This window comes from Gordonia sp. GN26 (assembly GCF_054823965.1).
Map to the genome: position 1 here is coordinate 57,349 of NZ_JSYC01000016.1, position 20,128 is coordinate 77,476.

The 20,128-nt window shown below is 67.3% G+C and carries 20 protein-coding genes; 8 read left to right on the top strand and 12 right to left on the bottom strand.

What is annotated here, in order from left to right:
- Nucleotides 1-24 precede the first annotated feature (24 nt).
- Together OK17_RS05780 and OK17_RS05785 are read right to left on the bottom strand one after the other, a co-directional pair.
- Nucleotides 25-1,305, bottom strand: a complete 1,281-nt coding sequence (locus tag OK17_RS05780; protein WP_461416916.1) for an NADH:flavin oxidoreductase — start codon at nt 1,303-1,305, stop codon at nt 25-27.
- A gap of 79 nt (nt 1,306-1,384) precedes the next feature.
- The gene (locus OK17_RS05785) at nt 1,385-1,978 is read right to left on the bottom strand and encodes a TetR/AcrR family transcriptional regulator (protein ID WP_461416917.1); all 594 of its coding nucleotides are present in this window, start codon (nt 1,976-1,978) and stop codon (nt 1,385-1,387) included.
- A gap of 120 nt (nt 1,979-2,098) precedes the next feature.
- Between OK17_RS05785 and lpdA the strand changes: the two genes are divergently transcribed.
- The 3 genes from lpdA (at nt 2,099) to OK17_RS05800 (ending at nt 5,994) form a co-directional block, all read left to right on the top strand.
- Nucleotides 2,099-3,484, top strand: coding sequence for a dihydrolipoyl dehydrogenase (gene lpdA, locus OK17_RS05790; RefSeq protein WP_040536446.1), 1,386 nt, complete (start codon nt 2,099-2,101; stop codon nt 3,482-3,484).
- Between the two features lie 189 nt (nt 3,485-3,673).
- Nucleotides 3,674-4,912: a metal-dependent hydrolase family protein gene (locus OK17_RS05795; RefSeq protein ID WP_461416918.1), complete on the top strand. Its 1,239-nt coding sequence runs from the start codon at nt 3,674-3,676 to the stop codon at nt 4,910-4,912.
- 197 nt (nt 4,913-5,109) lie between these two features.
- Nucleotides 5,110-5,994: a DNA-3-methyladenine glycosylase family protein gene (locus OK17_RS05800; protein ID WP_232716024.1), complete on the top strand. Its 885-nt coding sequence runs from the start codon at nt 5,110-5,112 to the stop codon at nt 5,992-5,994.
- On the opposite strand, the gene OK17_RS05805 is transcribed toward OK17_RS05800, so the two are convergent.
- The 8 genes from OK17_RS05805 to OK17_RS05840 form a co-directional block, all read right to left on the bottom strand.
- Nucleotides 5,915-6,790 (bottom strand): ABC transporter permease, encoded by an 876-nt coding sequence (locus OK17_RS05805; RefSeq protein ID WP_461416919.1) that lies wholly within the window; start codon nt 6,788-6,790, stop codon nt 5,915-5,917. The genes OK17_RS05800 and OK17_RS05805 overlap by 80 nt on opposite strands.
- Nucleotides 6,787-7,506, bottom strand: coding sequence for an ABC transporter ATP-binding protein (locus tag OK17_RS05810; protein ID WP_461416920.1), 720 nt, complete (start codon nt 7,504-7,506; stop codon nt 6,787-6,789). Before OK17_RS05810 ends, OK17_RS05805 begins: the two co-directional genes overlap by 4 nt.
- 5 nt (nt 7,507-7,511) lie before the next feature.
- Nucleotides 7,512-7,991: a hypothetical protein gene (locus OK17_RS05815; protein ID WP_232716021.1), complete on the bottom strand. Its 480-nt coding sequence runs from the start codon at nt 7,989-7,991 to the stop codon at nt 7,512-7,514.
- A gap of 83 nt (nt 7,992-8,074) precedes the next feature.
- Nucleotides 8,075-8,740, bottom strand: coding sequence for an ArsR family transcriptional regulator (locus tag OK17_RS05820; RefSeq protein ID WP_232716020.1), 666 nt, complete (start codon nt 8,738-8,740; stop codon nt 8,075-8,077).
- Nucleotides 8,741-8,776: 36 nt separating this feature from the next.
- Nucleotides 8,777-9,121 (bottom strand): cupin domain-containing protein, encoded by a 345-nt coding sequence (locus tag OK17_RS05825; RefSeq protein ID WP_232716019.1) that lies wholly within the window; start codon nt 9,119-9,121, stop codon nt 8,777-8,779.
- Nucleotides 9,118-9,936: a class I SAM-dependent methyltransferase gene (locus tag OK17_RS05830; protein WP_232716018.1), complete on the bottom strand. Its 819-nt coding sequence runs from the start codon at nt 9,934-9,936 to the stop codon at nt 9,118-9,120. The genes OK17_RS05825 and OK17_RS05830 overlap by 4 nt, the downstream gene beginning before the upstream one ends.
- A 28-nt stretch (nt 9,937-9,964) precedes the next feature.
- Nucleotides 9,965-10,633, bottom strand: a complete 669-nt coding sequence (locus OK17_RS05835) for a class I SAM-dependent methyltransferase (protein ID WP_232716017.1) — start codon at nt 10,631-10,633, stop codon at nt 9,965-9,967.
- A 13-nt stretch (nt 10,634-10,646) separates the two neighbouring features.
- On the bottom strand, nt 10,647-11,183 hold the full coding sequence (locus OK17_RS05840; protein ID WP_232716016.1) for a carboxymuconolactone decarboxylase family protein: 537 nt from the start codon (nt 11,181-11,183) through the stop codon (nt 10,647-10,649).
- Nucleotides 11,184-11,208: 25 nt separating this feature from the next.
- Here OK17_RS05840 and OK17_RS05845 point away from each other — a divergent pair, with 25 nt between their 5' ends.
- Nucleotides 11,209-11,673, top strand: coding sequence for a MaoC family dehydratase (locus tag OK17_RS05845; RefSeq protein WP_005200306.1), 465 nt, complete (start codon nt 11,209-11,211; stop codon nt 11,671-11,673).
- A gap of 31 nt (nt 11,674-11,704) precedes the next feature.
- On the opposite strand, the gene OK17_RS05850 is transcribed toward OK17_RS05845, so the two are convergent.
- Entirely contained in the window at nt 11,705-12,994 is a 1,290-nt protein-coding gene (locus OK17_RS05850) for a lipase family protein (RefSeq protein ID WP_461416947.1), read from the bottom strand.
- A gap of 404 nt (nt 12,995-13,398) precedes the next feature.
- On the opposite strand from OK17_RS05850, the gene OK17_RS05855 reads away from it, so the two are divergent.
- Nucleotides 13,399-14,808, top strand: coding sequence for a lipase family protein (locus OK17_RS05855; protein ID WP_461416948.1), 1,410 nt, complete (start codon nt 13,399-13,401; stop codon nt 14,806-14,808).
- Between the two features lie 3 nt (nt 14,809-14,811).
- On the opposite strand, the gene ramB is transcribed toward OK17_RS05855, so the two are convergent.
- Complete coding sequence (ramB, locus tag OK17_RS05860; protein WP_232716015.1) at nt 14,812-16,242, bottom strand: acetate metabolism transcriptional regulator RamB; 1,431 nt, start codon at nt 16,240-16,242, stop codon at nt 14,812-14,814.
- A gap of 60 nt (nt 16,243-16,302) precedes the next feature.
- On the opposite strand from ramB, the gene OK17_RS05865 reads away from it, so the two are divergent.
- The 3 genes from OK17_RS05865 (at nt 16,303) to OK17_RS05875 (ending at nt 19,897) form a co-directional block, all read left to right on the top strand.
- Nucleotides 16,303-17,079 carry a hypothetical protein gene (locus OK17_RS05865; protein ID WP_461416921.1) on the top strand — a complete coding sequence of 259 codons (777 nt, stop codon included), beginning with the start codon at nt 16,303-16,305 and terminating at the stop codon, nt 17,077-17,079.
- 472 nt (nt 17,080-17,551) lie between these two features.
- On the top strand, nt 17,552-18,847 hold the full coding sequence (aceA, locus tag OK17_RS05870) for an isocitrate lyase (protein ID WP_119031200.1): 1,296 nt from the start codon (nt 17,552-17,554) through the stop codon (nt 18,845-18,847).
- Nucleotides 18,848-19,009: 162 nt separating this feature from the next.
- Complete coding sequence (locus OK17_RS05875; RefSeq protein ID WP_461416922.1) at nt 19,010-19,897, top strand: 3-hydroxybutyryl-CoA dehydrogenase; 888 nt, start codon at nt 19,010-19,012, stop codon at nt 19,895-19,897.
- Nucleotides 19,898-20,128: the final 231 nt, after the last annotated feature.

A 20,128-nucleotide genomic window follows, 5' to 3' on the forward strand; every position in this document is an offset into this window, starting at 1 on the left:
GACACGCGACAGCTACCGCGGGCGTCAGCTCGCCGAACCGCTCACCGTCGGTGAGACCGCCAGCGGATCGGGCACCTCGCCGGTGCGGATCGGGCAGCGCGTGTGCGAGTAGATCGTCGGCATGCAGAGGTTGCAGTGCACGCACTTCGACGTCGTCGTCGGGTCCGCGGCGATCCGCAGCGGCAGATCCGGCTCCCGCAGGATCGCGCGGCCCATCGCCATGAACTCGAAGCCCTCGGCCATCGCGGTGTCCATCGAGGCCCGGTCGGTGACGCCGCCGAGCAGGATCATCGGCAGGTCGACGGCCTTCCGCAGTTCGCGCGCGAGCGGTAGCAGATAGCCATCGTGGTACTGGTAGCGCTTGAGGAAGATCGGTGCGAAAGCCTTGAGCCCGTATTTCATCGGACCCGAGAAGGCGGCGGCGAACTCCTTGCGCGGGGCGTCCCCGTGGAACAGGTACATCGGGTTGAGCAGCGAGCTGCCCGCGGTGGGTTCGATGGCGTCGAGGTGGCCGTCGGACTCCAGCAGCTGCGCCACCTGGCATGCCTCGTCGACGTTGAAGCTGCTCAGCTTGGCGCGGCCTTTCGCACGTGCTTCCGGCGACCGTTCGATGTCGGGCTTGCCGACGCCGTCGTAGGTGTTGAGCTTCACCCAGATCGCGGCCTCGTCGCCGACTTCCTCTCGCACACTCTCGACGACCTCGCGGGCCATGCGGGCGCGGTTGACGAGGCTGCCGCCGTAAGCGTCGCGGCGGTGGTTGAGCAGGGGAGACAGGAAGCTGGAGATGAGATAGTTGTGGCCGCAGTGGATCTCGAGTCCGTCGAAGCCGGAGTCGACGGCGATGCGGGCGGCCTGCCGGAACTTCACCCGCAGTTCGGCGATGTCGGAGACACTCGCCTTGTGCGTCAGCGACATCCCCATCGGTGCGGGGATACGGCCCGGCCCCCAGGCCTTCGCCCGGTTCGACACCGAGTTCGCGACCGCGCCGGCGTGGCCGAGCTGCGCGGCGGCGAGTGCGCCCTCGGAGTGGATGGCGTCGGTCAGCTTGCGCAGACCGGGCATCGCCTCGGGACGCATCCAGATCTGGTGGCGGTCGGTGCGACCCTCCGGCGAGACCGCGCAGTAGGCGACCGTGCTCATCGCGACGCCACCGGCTGCGACCTCGCGGTGGAACTCGACGAGTTCGTCGGTGACGAGCGCGTCGGGCGTCATGCCCTCGAAGGTGGCGCACTTGATCAGTCGGTTCCGCAGGGTGAGCGGGCCGAGCTTGGCTGGGCTGAACGGTCCGGCGTCGGGGCTGTCCACGTCGGTTCCTCTCATTCGTTGTGTTTCTCGGACGGGATGTTGCTGCTCCCTGAGGGAGCCCGGAGCTTGCGGAGGGTTGTCACGAAGGCGGTGCCGACAATCCCGCGGTGACGAACCCCGCGAGGGCGTCGACGGCCTGGGCGTCGAGCGGCTCGGTGCTGCCGAAGCGCAGGAGGATCAACTGGAAGGCGAGTGCCCAGCGGCGGCGTGCCGCGCGGGCGGGCAGTCCGGGAATGGCGTCGAGCAGGATGTCGGCGAACGGGTCGAGTCCGAACCACCGGGCGGTCCAGTTGACGTTCGGATGGCTGAGCACGAACCGCGACAGCAGGCGTAGGTGCAGGTGGCCGGTCGGATCGGTCTGGAGTTCGACGAAGGGGGCGAGCAGCACGTCCACGATGTGCCGCACCGAATCGGTCCCGGGATCGATCGAGGACATGGCATCGGACCAGCACGGAGCCAGTCGTGATTCCAGCAGCGCGATGGTCAGGTCGTCCTTGGTCCCGAAGTGATAGTGCACGGCGGCGGGGTTGGCGTCGGCGGCGGAGCAGATCGCGCGGACGGACACCTTGTCGTAGCCGTCGGCCAGGAAGAGGCGCTCCGCGACGGCGAGCAGGGCCTCTCGGGTGCCGGTCGACCCGGCCCCGGACGGCGTCGAGTCGGTGGTCTGGGTCACAGGTGGGATGAAACCACAGATCAAACAGCGTTTCAAACAGTGATTGAATCCGTCAGGAAGTTACCGAAGAGTAGTGGGACGGACTGCGGCGATCAACAGAGGAGACGTAGGGTGGCTGTCGTGGCTGAACACTTTCAAACAGTTGTATTGGGTGCAGGTCCAGGTGGGTACGTAGCCGCGATCCGGTCGGCTCAACTGGGCATGAAAACCGCCGTCATCGAGGAGAAGTACTGGGGCGGTGTGTGTCTCAACGTCGGATGTATCCCGTCCAAGGCGTTGCTGCGGAACGCGGAACTCGCGCACATCTTCAACCACCAGGCCAAGACCTTCGGCATGAGTGGTGACGTGTCCTTCGACTTCGGCGCGGCGTTCGACCGCAGCCGCAAGGTGTCGGACGGCATCGTCAAGGGCGTCCACTACCTGATGAAGAAGAACAAGATCACCGAGATCGACGGCTACGGCGTGTTCACCGACGCCAAGACCATCAAGGTCGGCGACCGCGAGATCACCTTCGACAACGTCATCATCGACACCGGCTCGACCGTGAAGTTGCTCCCGGGCGTCGAACTGTCGGAGAACGTGGTCACCTACGAGACCCAGATTCTCACCCGCGAGCTGCCCGAGTCCATCGTGATCGTCGGCGCGGGCGCCATCGGCATGGAGTTCGGCTACGTGCTCGCCAACTACGGCGTCGACGTCACCATCGTCGAGTTCCTCGACCGCGTCCTGCCCAACGAGGACGCCGACTCGTCCAAGGCCGTCGCCAAGGAATACAAGAAGCTCGGCGTCAAGCTGCTGACCTCCACCAAGGTCCAGTCGGTCACCGACAACGGCGACAGCGTCACGGTCACCTACAAGGACGCCAAGGACAAGGAAGGCGAGCTGACCGTCGACAAGGTCCTCATGTCCGTGGGCTTCGCCCCGCGCGTCGAGGGCTTCGGTCTGGAGAAGACCGGTGTCGAGCTCACCGACCGCGGCGCCATCGCCATCGACGACTATATGCGGACCAACGTCGAGGGCATCTACGCCATCGGTGACGTGACCGCCAAGCTGCAGCTGGCGCACGTCGCCGAGGCTCAGGGTGTCGTCGCCGCGGAGACCATCGCGGGCGAGGAGACCATGACGCTGGGCGACTACCGCTTCATGCCGCGCGCCACCTTCTGCCAGCCGCAGGTCGCCTCGTTCGGCCTCACCGAGGCGCAGGCCAAGGACGAGGGCTACAACGTGAAGGCCACCACGTTCCCGTTCAGCGCCAACGGCAAGGCGCAGGGCCTCGGCGAGACCGCCGGCTTCGCCAAACTGGTCACCAACGCCGACACCGACGAACTGCTCGGCGGACACCTGGTGGGTGACAACGTCTCCGAGATGCTCCCGGAGATGACCCTGGCCCACAAGTGGGACCTGACCGCCAAGGAACTTGCCCGCAACGTGCACACCCACCCGACGATGTCGGAGGCACTGCAGGAAACGTTCCATGGCGCGATCGGGCACATGATCAACCTGTAGGCCCTGTTCTCGAAGTGAGGGATTCGTACCGTAATTCGGTACGAATCCCTCATTTTCTTTGTGCCCCTCCGGAGCATGACAATTTCGTGCCATTTCCGAGGCGCAAATCTGCGCACGACCTCGCGACCTGCTGTGACGTTCGCTGTCGAATGCCGGAAAAACAATGAATACACGGTATAAACAAAGGCTATGACGACAACCATCCTTCACAATGCTCGCCTGATCGACGGGACGGGTGCCGATCAGATCGCCGACGCTGTCGTCGTGATCGACGACGGCAAGATCACCTACGCGGGAGCAGCCGACGGCGCCCCGCAGGTCGACGAGTCGACGAAGCCCGTGAAGGTGGATGTCGGTGGCAACACCGTGACCCCCGGATTCTTCGACTGCCACGTGCACCTCTCGCTGCCCGGAACCAAGGGCTCGCCGATCATGGCCGCGATGGTGCCGCCCTCCTACCGCTTCTTCGAGCTCGTCGACCGGCTCAAGACCACTATCGAAGCCGGTGTCACCACCGTCCGTGACCTCATGGGCGTCGACGTGGGCGTCCGCGACGCCGTCGCCCACGGTCTGGTCGCCGGCCCGCGCCTGCTGGTCGCCGACAAGATGCTCAGCCAGACCGGTGGACACGCCGACTTCCACATCCCGTCGGGCCTCAGCGGTACCGGCCTGATCGGCGGCGAACTGGTCGACACCGTCGACGAGGCACGCAAGGCCGTTCGTGAGCTGCTGCGCAGTGGCGTCGACGTCATCAAGGTCGCCTCCAGCGGCGGTGTCTCGTCGCCCAGCGACGACCCGGACTGGCTGGGCGCCCGCACCGAGATCGTCGCCGCGCTGGTCGAGGAGGCCAATAACTACGGCGGACGCAAGGTCGCCGCGCACGCGATCGGTTTCCTCGGCATCCAGGCCGCCGTCCAGGGCGGCGCGCACTCCATCGAGCACGGATATGCGCTCACCGACGAACTCCGTACGGAGATGGTCGAACGCGGCCAGTTCCTGGTCCCCACCCTGATCGAGACCCTGAAGCCGGACACCGCGACGCCGCAGGCGGTCGCCAAGTCCGAGAAGTGGCACAAGCTGGCCCACGAGTCCATCGCGGCGTCGATCGAGGCCGGTATCAAGGTCGCCGTCGGCACCGACGCCGGTCTGGTCCCCGACCACGGCGCCACCCTCGGCGAGCTCGGCTGCCTGGTCAAGTTCGGCGGCATGACCCCGATGCAGGCGATCGTCGCCGGCACCAAGACCTCCGCCGAGCTCTGCGACGTGGCCGACAAGCTGGGCACCCTCGAGGCCGGCAAGCTCGCCGACGTCGTCGTCGTCAAGGGCGATCCGCTCGCCGACATCGATTCGCTGACCGACCACGACAACATCCTGCTGGTCCTCAAGGAGGGCAAGACCGCCTCCAACCGCGGCGGATACGCACTCTGATCCAGGCGTTGCCTGACACCTCGGCAAGAGCCGGTGACCTGTTGGTCACCGGCTCTTTCCGTATCCGATAAACACCTGTTCCCCTTTGTTCGTCGGCGATCGGAATGTCCCTGCGAATGGGTTCGGCCCTTTGTTCCGGCCATTCTCGGCGAATTCGACGGGAAACGAACACCGTCGAGCGGGCTACGCTCGGAACGGTGAGCGCCGACGAACGGGTCCGGGAATGGGAGTTGCCGTGGCAGCTCGACGTCCGGGGCACGGTCGGCCATCTCCGGCGGGGTGCCGGTGACCCCACGTTCGTCTACGGCAACGACGGGTCGATCTGGCGCGCTGTGCAGACCCCCGACGGGCCGGGCACCGTCACCCTGCGCATCGACGGTTCGCGCGTGCTGGGGCGCGCCTGGGGACCCGGCGGCGACTGGTTGCTCGAGCAGTTGCCGGACTTCCTCGGCGCCTCCGACGAGCCGGCGGCGATGGCGGTGCACGACGACGTGGTCGCCGGCCTCGTCCGCCGGTCGGTGGGCCTGCGCATCGGTCGCACCGACCGGGTGTGGGAGGCGCTGGTGCCGGCGATCCTCGAGCAGAAGGTGGTCGGGGCGGAGGCCTTCCGCGCGTGGCGCTACCTGGTGCGACGCTTCGGCGAGCCGGCGCCGGGCCCGGTGCCCGGCACGATGCGTGTTCCGCCGCCGCGTGCCGCTTGGGCGGACATCCCCTCGTGGGAATGGCATCGCAGCGGCATCGAACCGGTGCGGATGCGCACGATCCGCGGGGCGACCGCGATGGACGTCGAACGTCATCACGACCGTCTCCGGCTCCTTCGGGGAGTGGGGCGGTGGACCGAGGCGGAGACACGGGCCCGGGCCGTCGGCGACACCGATGCGGTGTCGGTCGGCGACTATCACATCCCCACGCTGGTGGGCCTGACCCTCATCGGCGAACCGGTCGACGACGCGGGCATGCTCGAACTACTGGAACCCTATGCCGGGCAACGGCGTCGGATCATCAGGATGGTCGAGCTGCACGGCGTCCGGCGAGAACGGCGCGGACCGCGGATGACGGTGCGCGACTACCGGTCCTTCTGACCCGGAACGTCAGTGCGAGACAGCCGAGTGTGAAGAGGGCCAGCGCGATCGCGCCGCAGTAGAGCAGCCCGCCGGTGGGCCCCCACGGGGGCATGAAGGCGAGTTCCTGTCCGGTGCCGAAGGTTCCGTTGAGGAAGGGCATGTACTGCTGCAGCGTGTAACCGTCAGGCACCAGGCTGATCGCGTTCTCGATCACATACGTCCAACCGAGCAGTGCCACAACGGTTCCCGCCGGATGTCCGATGATCGCCGCGAGTCCGATGCCGATCCCGACGGTGAACACCGCGAAGATCGGTACCGCGATCAGGAAGCGGACGCCTTCGGGCGAACCGATGTCGACGCCGCTGTACACCTTCGGGAAGAAGGTGGGGAGGATCGCCATCACCAGCGCGACCAGGGCGGCGCTGCACAACGCGGCACCCACGCCATAGGCGATCCACCGGGACACCAGGCCGGTCCAGCGGCGCGGGTAGAGGTGGCGGGCGAGTTCCCCCAGCGGGCCGCGCTCGGCGGTCGCCTGGGCGTAGGCCGCGACGACGGCCCAGATCATCACGGTGAACGTGATGACCCAGTAGACCGAGTTGGTCGTGGTGACCGAGGTGACCTGGATGCTCCCCGAGATCGACGCGAATCGTTCGGCGACGGTGGCCACGCCAAGGGTGATGACGAGGGGCAGCAGGACCGCACCCGGGATCAATCCGTAGAGCAGAATGCTGCGTGCACCGCCGACGCGGGTGAGTTCGGCGCGTGTGCCGCGTCCGATCTGTCCTGCGACAGCCGTGAGGGTGGCGGTCATGCGGTGACTCCTGCGGGGGTCTGCCCATCGACTGCGGCGAGATAGGCCTCCTCGAGATCGGCGTGTCCACCGACGAATTCGGCCAGCGGCGCGTCGGCGGCGATACGGCCGGAGTTCAGCACGACGACGCGGTCGGCGGTGCGGGCCACCTCGTCGAGGTGGTGCGAGGCGATGAGGAGACGCCGGCCGTCGTCGGCGAGATCTCGGAGAAGTCCTCGTAGCCAACGGATGCCGTCGATGTCGAGGCCGTTGACCGGCTCGTCGAGGACGAGGGTGCGCGCATCGCCCAGGAGGGCGGCGGCGATCCCGAGCCGCTGACGCATGCCGAGGGAGTAGTCGACGACGCGGCGGCCGGCCACGTCGGTGAGTCCGACGAGATCGAGGACCTCGGCAACCCGGCCGGTCGGGATGCCGCCGGCCCGGGCCAGCCAGGTCAGGTGGCGCCGCGCGCTGTGGCCGGGGTGTGCGGCGTCGGTGCCCAGGTGCATACCGATCACCGTGGGTGGCGCATCGAGTTCGCTGAATCGCTTGCCGTCGATCAGGATTCGGCCCGCCGCAGGACGTATGACACCGCAGATGGCCCGTAGCAGCGTCGTCTTGCCGGTGCCGTTGCGTCCGAGCAGATAGACCAGCTCACCGTCGTCGACGCGGGTGGTGATGTCGTCGAGAACGGCCTGCCCGCCCATTCGGACGGACAGGCCGCTGATGTCGAGCACGTCTACTAGGAGTTGCAGTAGATGTTCAGGCCGACGGTCTTGACGCCCTGGCACAGCGAACTGGCCGCGAGCTTCCAGTTACCGTCGAGCTTCTTGAACTCGATGGTCATGCGGATCGTGGGACGTCCGGCCGAGCCGCTGTTGAGCGTGGCGGTTACGCTGTTGCCCTTCTGGACCAGCGGACCGGTCACATCGTTCCAGCCGCGGGGAGCGCGGAAGAGGCCGAGCGAGTACACCGTCTTGGGGACGATCACCGCGTTCATACCGCCCTCCACATTGGCGGCCTTGGCCTGGTCCGACGCCGGGGTCTCCACGAGGAACTCGACGATGTCGTTGAGATCGGCGAGCGTCGGGCGGTCGGTGGTGACCTTGAAGTTCGGCGGGAAGGTCTTGGCGGCCGAGGCACCGCCGGTGGCCGCGACGAGCCCGACGACGGCCACGAGCGTCGCGAGCAGCGTGATGGTCATCCTGCGGATGAGATGCATGACGAGGGTCCCTCCTGTTCGGCGATGGTCGTTCGCCAACGCCTTTGGAGAAACTTAATCCTTCAAATTAATTAAGGCAAGCCTCACCTGAGTGGAGACTCGGTGTGGGTTGCGGTGCGCCGCAACGGCGCCAGCCGCAGCACGATCTCGCAGTCGCCGCCTGCCGGGTCCGGGGCGACGGTGACGGCATACTGCGAACTGAGCGCGGGGGAGCTGGCGGCGAGTGCCTGCTCGATGACGCCGCGGGCGACACCGCGGGCGACCTCGGGGTGCGTCCGGGCGATGTCCTGCAGCGGGCACGAGCAGAGCCGCAGTTCGTGAGAGCCGAAGGCGCTCATGATGTTCGAGACCTGGAAACCCAACGTGCCGAGGATGTCCGAGGCGACGGTCACCGGATCGGGCAGATCGGCCGCCGACACCGGGTGCGCATGCTCCTCGGCCCACAGGCGGCCGGCCTCGGCGCCGGCATGTTCACGGGTGGCCTGCGTGCTGCCCAACTGACCCAGGAGATGGCCCAGCAGCGCGTCGGTGGGTGGCCGGCGGACCACTTGATAGCCGACGCGCGGACGGCCGACGCCCGGCGTCGGAACGGTCGTGGTCTCGACCCGCCCGTCCTCGATCAGCTTGGCGAGGTGGAACCGGGCCGTGGTCACGTGCAGGTCGAGGCGCGTCGAGATCTCCCCGGCGACCATCGGTTCGACCGATTCCGACAGCAGGGCCATGATCTTGTCGCGCTGCTTGGTCGCCATGGCTGGTCCTCTCGATCTCGACGCGCCCCGCGTGCATCAGCTCCCGGAGGGTTGCTCTCCTGTGGGATTCTCCAACACCACCAGTGTGACGACCGCGTCGGTCCGTGCTTCGAGCGCGTGGGGGATGTTTGCGTTCACGTGGATCGCGACGCCGCTCTCGAGGCGCGTGGTGGTCTCCCCGACGGTGAAGTCGATCTCGCCGGTCTGGCCGATGACCAGGATCGGACGGCCGGCGCAATGGTCGGGCATCGTCTGACCGGAGAGGAACGACAGGCGGATGACGTTGCCGCCGTCGTTGCGGGAGAGAACGGAGATGTCGGGACGGTCGCCCGCCTTGCCGGTGTTCTCGGCGAGGCCGGTGATCACGGTCGAGTCGCTCACTTCGCGGCCTCCGGCTTGGTGGCGATGACCTCGATGGCGGCCATGTGCGACTTGTACTTGGTGAACGTCGACCGCATGGCGAGGACGCGCTTGCGTGCGTCGCCGTCGCGGAGCACGTTGCCGACGAACTTCAGTGCCCCGACGAGTCCCTCGTCGGCGATCATGCGACGTGGCTCGAGCAGTGCCATCTTGGCGAACTTGACCGTGGTGACCTCGAAGCCGGCGTCGGTCAGCAGCTTGCGCCACTCGGCCTCGGTCAGCGGACGGGCGTTGACCTTGATCGACCGCGCCAGCGACTTGCGGATCTCGGTCTTCTCCTCGTCGGGCAGGGTGTCGGGATTGATCGCGAGCTCATGGATCGCGTACCGGCCGCCGGGCCGCAGTACACGGAAGGCCTCCTCGACGATCTTGGCCTTGTTGCGGTCGGACTGCATCGTCAGCATCGCCTCGCCGACGGCGACGTCGGTGCTCGCGTCGTCGAGTCCGGTGGCCGACGCGTCACCCGCGACGACCCGGCCGCGTTCACCGATGACGCCCTTGGTGAGGACGACGGCGTCCGGATCGTCGTCGACGCCGACATAGCTTTTCGGTGATCGCTCGAGGATCGCGGTGGCCGTCTTGCCCAGGCCGGGGGCGATCTCGAGGACGTCGGAGCCGCTGATGCGGGCGTCGTCGAGCAGGCTCTCGGTGAGTTCGAGTCCGCCCGGACGCAGTACGCGTTTGCCGAGTCGGGCGAGGAGCCAGTGGCCCGGCATGTCCTCGGTCTTGCGCTGGCCGAACGGCAGCTGATCCCCGGACGTGGTTTCGTTAGTCATACCTAACCTCCCTATTTCGAGGAGGACTTTACTGCAAATCCCCGGGAGTGCTCACGGGCCCCGGTTTGACGCCCAGGACGTACTGTCCGTGGCCGGTGATCGTCTGCTCGACGTCCACCGCGCCCGCAGCGCGCAGGCGGTCGGTGATCGTGTGTTCGTCGAAGATGCGGAAGCCGGTCAGTCCGACGACCCGCTGGACGCCGGGCAGTGATGTCACCTCGGTCGCGACGGAGGTGAAGATGACGATCTCACCGCCCGGCCGGGTGACCCGCACCAGCTCGTCGACGACGGGGAGCGGGTCGGGGATGAGGTACAGGGCGGCCAGGCAGCTGACGACGTCGAAGGTGTTGTCGTCGAACGGGATCGCGTGGGCGTCGGCGCGGAGGAAGGCGGCGCGCTCGACGGCGTTGGTGCGGGCCGCACGGGCGAGCATCGGGGCGGAGAAGTCGATCCCGATGCAGCGTCCGTCGCCGGTCAGGCCGTCGGCGATGAGCCGCGTGTAATTGCCTGGGCCACAGGCTACGTCGAGGACGAGGCGGTCACCGGGGCGCGACAGGTAGGCGCGGAGCGCGCGGTCGTAGTCCTCGGTGGCACGCCCGCCGAGACTGAACAGCCTCGTGAACGTCGGCCGCCAGAGGTTCTCGTAGATCTCGGCGAACGCGGCGTTGCGCATCAGGCGCTGGCTGATCGACTCCATCATTCATCCGTCGTCAGGTGTGGTGATCGCGCTGGATGCGCAACGTGTGGATCGTCGTGGCCAGGCTGTCGTATTGGCCGACGAGCAAGGTGAACTCGATCAACCGGCGATCGTCGAGATGCCGTGACAGTGCGGCCCAGGCGATGTCGGAAACGTCTTTGCTCTCGACCAGTTCGTCGACCGCGCGGAGGATGGCCCGCTCGCGGTCGCCCCACCCGGCGTCGGGACCTTCGAGAATGCGCTCGAACTCGGCGTCACCGATGCCCGCACGGCGCCCCAGCCGTCGGTGATGATCGAGCTCGTACTCGCAGCCGCGTAGATGCGCGACCCGGATGATGATCATCTCGGAGTCCTTGCGCGGCAACGTTCCGAAGGGCATCAACCGGCCGCTGTAGTGCAGCCAGCCGCGGAACAGTCCCTTCGCCCGGCCGAGCGTGGAGAAGATGTGTGCGTCGTCGACGCCGATGACGCGCGCGGCCCCACGCGCGAAGGCGAAATTGAAGGGTCCGAGATCTCGGAGACCACCCGGTGAGACTCGCGGTGCGCTCATGGGGCCACGGTAGACTACAGCCACTATGACTAACAGCACACGGACGTTCACAAGTGTCGAGGAGCTCAAGGCGGCGATCGGCGAAGACCTCGGATCGGGCGAGTGGCTGGAGATCACGCAGGAGCGGATCGATGCATTCGCCGACGCCACCGGTGACCACCAGTGGATCCACACCGATCCCGAGCGTGCCAAGTCGGGTCCGTTCGGCACCACGATCGCGCACGGCTACCTCACCGTGTCGCTGCTCCCGATGCTCGCCGGCCAGATCTTCACCATCGAGGGCCCCAAGCTCTTCCTCAACTACGGCATGAACAAGCTGCGCTTCCCGAACCCGGTGAAGGTGGGTGCGCGTATCCGTTCCAACGCGGTGATCACCTCGATCGAGGAGACCCCCAAGGGCGTCAACATGGTCGTGACCAACACGGTCGAGATCGAGGGGGAGTCCAAGCCCGCATGCGTCGCGGAGAACCTGCGCGTCCTCGTCTACTGATCCACCCCTGACCGTCTCGCGGCGCTCGGCCTCAACCGGCCGGGCGCCGCGCGCATTCGTTCGGTCCCGGGCGGCCGGCCAGTCGCTTGTTCAGCCAGTCGAGCGCGACCGGGAAACCGAGGAGCGCGCCGGTCAGGTGTTCGCCGAAGATCTCCCGGTAGGCGACGGTGGCGCCGTATCCGCACTGCTGCCGGTAGAGCGCGCGTGCGCCCGCCGCGGGAATCCACCACTCGTGGGTGCCGTGGTAGATCAGCAAGGGCACCACCGATTTCCGGTCCGCCATCGCGGTGAGCCGATAGATGCGTTCGGCGACGGGCGAGTGGAACGGGTCCGGGTCGCTCGACATCAGCTGCATCGGCACGAAGGTCCCGCCGCCCAGTGCCTCGGGGATGACGCAGACGTTCTTCAGCGGCGAGGTGGCCAGCCACCGTGCAGGGCGATTGGCCAGCGCGAGGATCTCGGTGCGTTCGCGGGCGATGCCGAAGGTCGCCGCGTGGAACAGCCCGGTGGCGAGGTTCGCGTTCATGCTCCCGACCAGCATGCGGAAGTCCGCCGGAACCCCGCCGAGCGCGGCGCCGACGATCCGCCCCGACAGTTCGGGGGCGTAGTCGCCGACCAGCTTCGACGCCCCGTGCGTCGCTATCGCGCCGCCCGAGTAACCCGCCATGGCGATGCGACTGTGCTGCAACCCTTCCGGACTCACTGCCAGGCCGGCGCGGATCGCGTCGAGGACGACGTGCCCGGCCAGCACGGGTTCGGCGTAGGCCATCCGCGGCCCCTGATGGTCGGGGACGAGGACTGCATGACCGTCGTTCAGGGCGAGCTGGGTGGTCGGCGGGATCAGGTCGGTGGGGTTCGTCGCGATCGAGAAGCCGTGCGCCAGCGTGTATCCGGGGGTGCAGGCGGCGCCGAGCGAGTCGATGGGGAGGTTGTTGACCAGCAGGGGTCGGGGTCCGCGGGCGGGCCGATTCGGGATCAGTAGTGTCGCGGTGCCGAAGATCGGCGCGCCGGTCGCATCGGTGGTGGCGAACTTGATCAGGGTGGCCGACCGGAGGGGAACGGTGACGACCGGGCCCGCGGTGGCCCTGACGTCGCGGACCGCGACGACCTGTCCCGGCCGCATCGTCGACAGGTCCGCAGGCCAACGGTCGAACAGCGGGTCACCGGTGGGCGAGGGCAGCAGCGCCTCCCGCAATTCCTGTGTGCGGTGGTCGAATCCGGCTGCCCGTGCCCGCGGCGGGATGTCGCGCAGGCGCGGGATCGGCGGAGGTGGCACGGCCGCGTCGACGGCCTCGGCGACCGGTGGCGGGACGGGCATCATGTTCGGCGGTTCACCGGAGGCGGACCCCGGTGCCATCGCGCACCAGGCAGCCACGAGCCCGGTGGCGATCGGAGTGATCAGCTTCCGGCGACCGGTCCGGTGTCGTCGACCGTTCGCGGTTGTCGCCATCGGGTGCCTCCGCAGCGTGTGAAAGCCTCGTCGCCTCACGCCACTAGGACAAGCGACCAGGTGTCGATGTCGGGCGCCCCGAAGGTCGTTCCTTCGAGATCGAACCGTGATCCGGATTGGCTCGGGCGATCGGATTCTCCGGCATTGATCGGGGTGTGTCCTGCCGATGTCCGTGCGGCCGTTTAGCATGACGAAATCCGGACCGGAGGAGCGAGTCGGGCTGACCACTGGGGGTGAGCTCACCCGGAATCGCCCGCATGACAGGGGTGTTGGCGATGCATTCGATGGGCAGGTGGCGCCCCCTGACGCGCGCGACGGTGATCGTCGGCGTCGCCGCGGCCGTGCTGGTGTCCGGTCTCGGGGGAGTCGGAACCGACACCGTGGCGAGCGCCGAGCCCCCGAACCTGACCGCCATCCCGCCGAACATCCCGGGCGAGATCGACGAGGTCGTACCGCCGCCCCCGATCAAGAAGCTCGAGCGCATCCCGCAGAGGTCGAAGATCGAGGGCGGTTCCCGCGAGCTGCAGGAACTGCGCGAGGCCGTCATGCCGTCGCCGGTCGGTGACCGGTTCTTCGATCACTGGCCCGCCGACCTCGCCGGACGCAAGCCCGGCGACCTGATCGCGACCCGGGACGTGACGCCGGTGGCCGGCTTCCTCGTCACGGTGCCCCTTCGTTCTGCCCGGCAGGTCAAGTTCCGCACCACCGACGCCACCGGCGGACCGCTGTTCGGCACCGCGACGCTGTTCGTCCCGCGCAAGCAGTGGAAGGGGCCGGGACCGCGACCGGTCGTCGTCAACAACACGCCGATCGTCGCACTGGGAACCACCTGCACGCCGGGCTACACGTTCTCCCACGGCTACAACGACGACACCAACAGCACCGACCTCTTCCCGCCGTTGACGCAGCTGGCACTCGACCGGGGATACGCGGTGATCGTGCCCGACCACACCGGCGCCCGGATGGCCTACGCCGAACCGTATGTGGGCGCCCATGTCGTCCTTGATTCCGTCCGGGCGGCCGCGAAACTGGACCCGAAGGAGTTCGGCCGGGGGCCGATCGTCATGAACGGGTACTCCGGTGGCGCCATCGCGACCAACGCGGCGTCGAGACTCGCCTCGTCGTATGCACCCGATCAGGCCGGACGCTTCGTCGGCGCGGCCATCGGCGGCGTGCCGGCGGACTACCGGGCCCTGGCCGGCGCGATGAACGCCAACCTGGCGTCTGGGGTCTACCACTCCGCGATGCTGGGCGTGGCCCGGGAGCGTCCCGAGATCCTGGAGATGTCCAACCATGCCGCCCGCTGGCTCGCGACGTCGCCCCTGCGCGATCTGTGCACGGGTGACATGGGCAAGCTGGGCGTGTCACACATGCCCACCCAGTTGCTCTCTGCCGACCCGGACCCGTTCCACTCCCCGGTCGCCGAACACATCTTCGACGTCACCTCGATGTCGGGGATGAAGGCGACGATGCCGCTGCTGATCTACCACGGAACCTACGAATGGTGGATTCCCGCCTCCCAGGCGCGGGCCCTGTTCGCCGAACAGTGCAAGCTCGGGGCGACCGCGATCTACCGGGAGTACCCGGCCGAGCACATCACCGCGGTGTTCACCTCCTTCGGCGACGTGGCCACCTGGCTCGATCGCCGGCTTCAGGGGATCCCCGCCACTGACGAGTGTCGCTGAACATCAACGATTCTCGGTGATCGCCATGTACGGCGACACCGTGGAGGAGTGCTCGTTGACGCGCAGCGTCGCGCCCAGCGCCGGGAACGCGCGCTGCGCACAGTTGGTGCGCTCGCAGACCCGGCAACCCGCACCGATCGGGGTCACATGCGCCTGCGGGCCGATCTCGAGGCCGTCGGAGTAGATCACCCGGCCGGCATGGCGGAGTTCGCATCCCATGCCGATGGCGAAGGTCTTGCCGGGTTGTCCGTAGCGCGCGGCCCGTCGTTCGACGGTCCGCGCGACCCAGAAGTAGTTGCGGCCGTCGGGCATCTCGGCGATCTGGGTGAGGATCTTTCCCGGCGAGGCGAATGTCTCGTAGACGTTCCACAGCGGACAGGTGCCGCCGCTGGAGGAGAAGTGGAAACCGGTGGCGGACTGGCGTTTCGACATGTTCCCGGCACGGTCGACGCGCACGAACGACCAGGGGATGCCGCGCAGGTTGGGGCGTTGCAGAGTCGAGAGCCGGTGGCAGATCGTCTCGTAGGACACCGCGTAGAACGCGGACAGTCGCTCGATGTCGTAGCGGAAATCCTCAGCGGCGCCATGGAACTGGCTGTAGGGGAGGACGACCGCCGCCGCGAAGTAGTTCGCCAGTCCGAGCAGCGCCAGCGATCGGGCGTCCTCACTGGTGAAGTTGCCCTGGTCGACGAGTTCGTCGAGCAGGTCGTGGTACTCGAGGTAGCAGAGCTCGCTGGCGAGTTTGAAGGTCCGCTGCCCGGCGGAGAGTGCGGCGGAGAACTCGAGCCTGCGCTCCTCGGCATTCAGGCGGTGCAGGGTGTAGTCGCCGAGGTCGACGCGGCGCACGATGCTGATGCCGTGCACGTTCTCGATGCGGTTCATGATCTCGCGGCGGATGTCCGCCGAGTGCATGCGCATCCGGTTCGTCATCTCCTCGGCGGCGATGTCGAGCTCGTGGATGTAGTTGCGACGCTGATAGAAGTAGTCGCGCACTTCCTCGTGCGGCGCACTGATCGTGCCGCGCATGCTGCGGTCGCCGCGTTCGTCGGTGGCCGCGGCGAGCTGATCGGTCGCGATCCGGTAGCGCCGGTGGAGGTTGACCATCGCCTGCGCGATCTCGGGGTGGGTCGCGACCATGGTGCTGATCTGCGAGGCGTCGTGCGCGCCCGGGCCCGCCTCGATGTCGTCGTCGAGCAGCACCTCACGCAGTTCGGCGACCAGTCGGAGGTCGTCCTGGGAGTCGAAGAACCCGGCGTCGACGCCGAACGCCTCGGTGATCTTGCGCAACACCGAGGGCGTCAGCGGCCGGGCGTCGTGCTCTATCTGGTTGAGGTACGACGCGGAGATCGACAGCGTCTGTGCGAGGGCCACCTGCGACAGTCCGCGCTCGGAGCGCAACTGGCGCAGCCGGGATCCGACGTAAGTCCTGCTCACTCGCCACCTCCAGAACAGGTGATGCCAGATCGATGATCCTCTACAGGGTACGGTGACCGCGTGCGTTCACCCCATGGCCGACTCCGCACCCCGATCCGGGTGACGGCCGGGGTGTTCGCGCTGGTGACCGGGATGATCGCGGTCGCCGGGTGTTCGACCGGGTCCGCCGAGGCGCCTGCCCCGCGCACCCCGGCCGACCTGCTGCTCCCGACATCCGACCTGCCCCCGGGATTCACCGCCGAGACACTGTCCATCGACGACCTGGTCGCGGGGAACCGAGCGGGCATCGACGCCGCCCGCACCACCCGCGTCTCCCCCGAGTACTGCGCCCCCACGGCCGACGCGGACCTCAACGGGAAGCTGACCGCGGACAACTCGGCGGTGCTCGCCGCCAGAGGTGGTAGCGGGGTGCTCGTCGAACTGGTCACCAAGGCGCGACGCGATATCGACGCGGACCGGCTCGCCACCACCGGGCGTTGTGCGCGCACCAGCACCGAGATCACCAGCGGCAACCTCGCCGGCAGTCGCGTCGTCACCGAGTACACCGAGATCCCGCCCCCCGAGGTCGACGGCGCCCTCGGGGCCGGTGAGCAGATGCTGCTGACACGGTCCGAGGTCACCACGACGCTGCCCGACGGTGGTGTCCGACGCCAGGTCGGCTTCGCCGGATACGCCGCTCTGGACCGTCCGTCGTCCGGTCCGGTCACCGTCCAGCTGACGGTGTCGGGCGCTGCGACCCCGGCCGCCGATCCGCCTTCGGAACCGACCGAACCGGTCGACTCCGCGGCCTTCGCGGCACTCTTCGACACGGCCGTCGGTCGGGTCACCGCCCCCTGATCCGGCACCTCGACGGACCCGATCGGCTGCCTGTGCGGTGTGAGTGTGGTCACTATGTGCTCCGTTGTCGCCAGCCGAGGAACCCGGAATTCCGTGCGCGGCTGCGCAGAAGTCTGCTGTACTCGGCAGTAGGAAATCCCAGTACGCGCGTACTTTTTACAACGAACGCACCCGGTCTTCACAGGAGAAGATTTGCAAACTTTGCAAAGCGTCGTCAAAAAATAGCCCGGATTTACAGTTGTCAGGGGTTGGACCTGCAGGTTTGTCCTGTGGCACTCTTGCTTCAGACACCACAGACGAAAGCCCAAGGGTTCGCAAAGTCCGGCCGACACCGATGCCGGGCACGCGAGTACGACGCTCTCGGGAATGAAGTCGGATGTCTGTCAGCACTCCAGGCCTCGGCGGCGCGCCGGGCCGGTCGTCCCGATCCGACCCGGTCGAGACGAGCAGGACAACGAAAGCGAAGCAGCCAATGAGCAACGTCGGAAAGCCCCGCACCGCCGCGGAAATCCAGCAGGACTGGGACACCAACCCCCGCTGGAAGGGCATCAAGCGCGACTACACCGCCGAGCAGGTCGCTCAGCTCCAGGGTTCGGTCGTCGAGGAGCACACCCTCGCCCGCCGTGGCGCCGAGATCCTGTGGGACGGCGTGACCAAGGGCGACGGTTCCTACATCAACGCTCTGGGCGCCCTCACCGGTAACCAGGCCGTCCAGCAGGTCCGCGCCGGCCTGAAGGCCGTGTACCTGTCGGGTTGGCAGGTCGCCGGTGACGCCAACCTGTCCGGCCACACCTACCCCGACCAGTCGCTGTACCCGGCGAACTCGGTTCCGAACGTTGTTCGTCGCATCAACAACGCGCTGCTCCGCGCCGACGAGATCGCCCGCGTCGAGGGCGACGACTCGGTCGACAACTGGGTCGTACCGATCGTCGCCGACGGTGAGGCCGGCTTCGGTGGCGCCCTCAACGTCTACGAGCTCCAGAAGGCCATGATCGCCGCGGGTGCCGCCGGTACCCACTGGGAGGATCAGCTCGCCTCGGAGAAGAAGTGCGGCCACCTCGGTGGCAAGGTGCTCATCCCGACCCAGCAGCACATCCGCACCCTGAACTCGGCTCGCCTCGCGGCCGACGTCGCCGGTGTCCCCACCGTCGTCATCGCCCGTACCGACGCCGAGGCCGCGACCCTCATCACCTCCGATGTGGACGACCGCGACAAGCAGTTCGTCACCGGTGAGCGCACCGCCGAGGGCTACTACCACGTGAAGAACGGCATCGAGCCGTGCATCGAGCGTGCGAAGTCCTACGCTCCCTACGCCGACATGATCTGGATGGAGACCGGTACCCCCGATCTCGAGCTGGCTCGCAAGTTCGCCGAGTCGGTCAAGGCCGAGTTCCCGGACCAGCTGCTGTCCTACAACTGCAGCCCGTCGTTCAACTGGAGCAAGCACCTCGACGACAGCACCATCGCCAAGTTCCAGAACGAGCTGGGCGCCATGGGCTTCACCTTCCAGTTCATCACGCTGGCCGGCTTCCACTCGCTGAACTACGGCATGTTCGACCTGGCCTACGGTTACGCCCGCGAGCAGATGACCGCCTTCGTCGACCTGCAGAACCGCGAGTTCAAGGCAGCCGACGAGCGTGGCTTCACCGCCGTCAAGCACCAGCGTGAGGTCGGCGCCGGCTACTTCGACAGCATCGCCACCACCGTCGACCCGAACACCTCGACCGCAGCCCTCAAGGGCTCGACCGAAGAGGGCCAGTTCCACTAGGAACTTTCCCGCCTCCCCGGGATTTCGGCGAACCAGTCAGGCGGTCCGCGGCTTTCGCTGCGGGCCGCCTGCTGGTCTGTGTAGGGCTTGATCAGTACCCCGGGAGTCACCCATGTTCTTGCGAGATCAGTTGCCACGTAGACGTTTCCCGGAGGATCCGACATGACAAGCGAGAAGATCTGCCGAGTCGGCGTCGTCGGAGCCGGACAGATGGGTGCCGGGATCGCCGAGGTGTGCGCCCGCGCCCAGGCGGACGTACTGGTCTACGAATCCACCCGGGATCTGCTCTCGGCGGGGCGTGCCCGCATCCTCGACTCACTCGACCGCGGGGTGTCGAGTGGCAAACTCACCGAACGCGAACGCGACCAGGCGGCCGATCGCCTCTCGTTCACCTCGGATCTCCACGACTTCGCCGACCGGCAGCTGGTCTGTGAGGCCGTCGTCGAGGACGAGGCCGTCAAGACCGCGATCTTCACCGACCTCGACAAGATCGTCGACGATCCGCACGCGGTCCTCGCGTCGAACACCTCCTCCATCGCGATCATGAAGCTGGCCGTGGCGACTCAGAACGCCGGCCGCGTGATCGGCCTCCACTTCTTCAATCCCGTACCTGTGCTCCCTCTGGTCGAGCTGGTCACCACACCGGAGACCGCTCCCGAGGTGACCGCTCGGGCGGAGGCGTTCGCGCACGACGTCCTCGGCAAGCAGGTGATCCGTTCCGCCGACCGCTCGGGTTTCGTCGTCAACGCTCTACTCGTTCCGTACCTGCTCTCTGCGATCCGGATGGTGGAGAGCGGCTTCTCGACGGTCGAGGACATCGACAAGGCCATGATGCTCGGGTGCGCTCATCCGATGGGGCCGCTGAAGCTCGCCGACCTGGTGGGCCTCGACACCGTCAAGGCCATCGCCGAGAAGATGGTCGAGGAGTTCGACGAGCCGCTCTATGCGCCGCCCCCGCTGCTGGTGCAGATGGTCACCTCGGGGCGTCTCGGCAAGAAAGCCGGGCATGGCTTCTACGAATACGAGCGAGTTCTCGCCGGCAAGAGGTGAGCTGAACCACAGGTGTTAGCAGAATGCTTGCATTTGCTAGCACAGCGTGGATACTGGACTACGGACACACCAATACCGATGGCGCCGCGGTTCCCTAATCTCGCGCGGTGACGAGCCGGAAGATCATGGCGGCTTGCGACATCGCGTCGAACCGACGACAAACCGACATGCACCCGGCAATGATGCCGAGATCAGCGAGACCGCATGTGCTGCAGCGCGATTGGTGCCAAC

Excerpts from the sequence above, each read along its gene's own strand:
- OK17_RS05835 (WP_232716017.1), bottom strand. The coding sequence starts at position 10,633 with ATGGAGTCGATCAGCCAGCGCCTGATGCGCAACGCCGCGTTCGCCGAG.
- OK17_RS05795 (WP_461416918.1), top strand. The coding sequence starts at position 3,674 with ATGACGACAACCATCCTTCACAATGCTCGCCTGATCGACGGGACGGGT.
- OK17_RS05840 (WP_232716016.1), bottom strand. The coding sequence starts at position 11,183 with ATGAGCGCACCGCGAGTCTCACCGGGTGGTCTCCGAGATCTCGGACCC.
- OK17_RS05820 (WP_232716020.1), bottom strand. The coding sequence starts at position 8,740 with ATGGCGACCAAGCAGCGCGACAAGATCATGGCCCTGCTGTCGGAATCG.
- OK17_RS05855 (WP_461416948.1), top strand. The coding sequence starts at position 13,399 with ATGCATTCGATGGGCAGGTGGCGCCCCCTGACGCGCGCGACGGTGATC.
- aceA (WP_119031200.1), top strand. The coding sequence starts at position 17,552 with ATGAGCAACGTCGGAAAGCCCCGCACCGCCGCGGAAATCCAGCAGGAC.
- OK17_RS05845 (WP_005200306.1), top strand. The coding sequence starts at position 11,209 with ATGACTAACAGCACACGGACGTTCACAAGTGTCGAGGAGCTCAAGGCG.
- OK17_RS05830 (WP_232716018.1), bottom strand. The coding sequence starts at position 9,936 with ATGACTAACGAAACCACGTCCGGGGATCAGCTGCCGTTCGGCCAGCGC.
- OK17_RS05805 (WP_461416919.1), bottom strand. The coding sequence starts at position 6,790 with ATGACCGCCACCCTCACGGCTGTCGCAGGACAGATCGGACGCGGCACA.
- OK17_RS05850 (WP_461416947.1), bottom strand. The coding sequence starts at position 12,994 with ATGATGCCCGTCCCGCCACCGGTCGCCGAGGCCGTCGACGCGGCCGTG.
- OK17_RS05875 (WP_461416922.1), top strand. The coding sequence starts at position 19,010 with ATGACAAGCGAGAAGATCTGCCGAGTCGGCGTCGTCGGAGCCGGACAG.
- OK17_RS05815 (WP_232716021.1), bottom strand. The coding sequence starts at position 7,991 with ATGCATCTCATCCGCAGGATGACCATCACGCTGCTCGCGACGCTCGTG.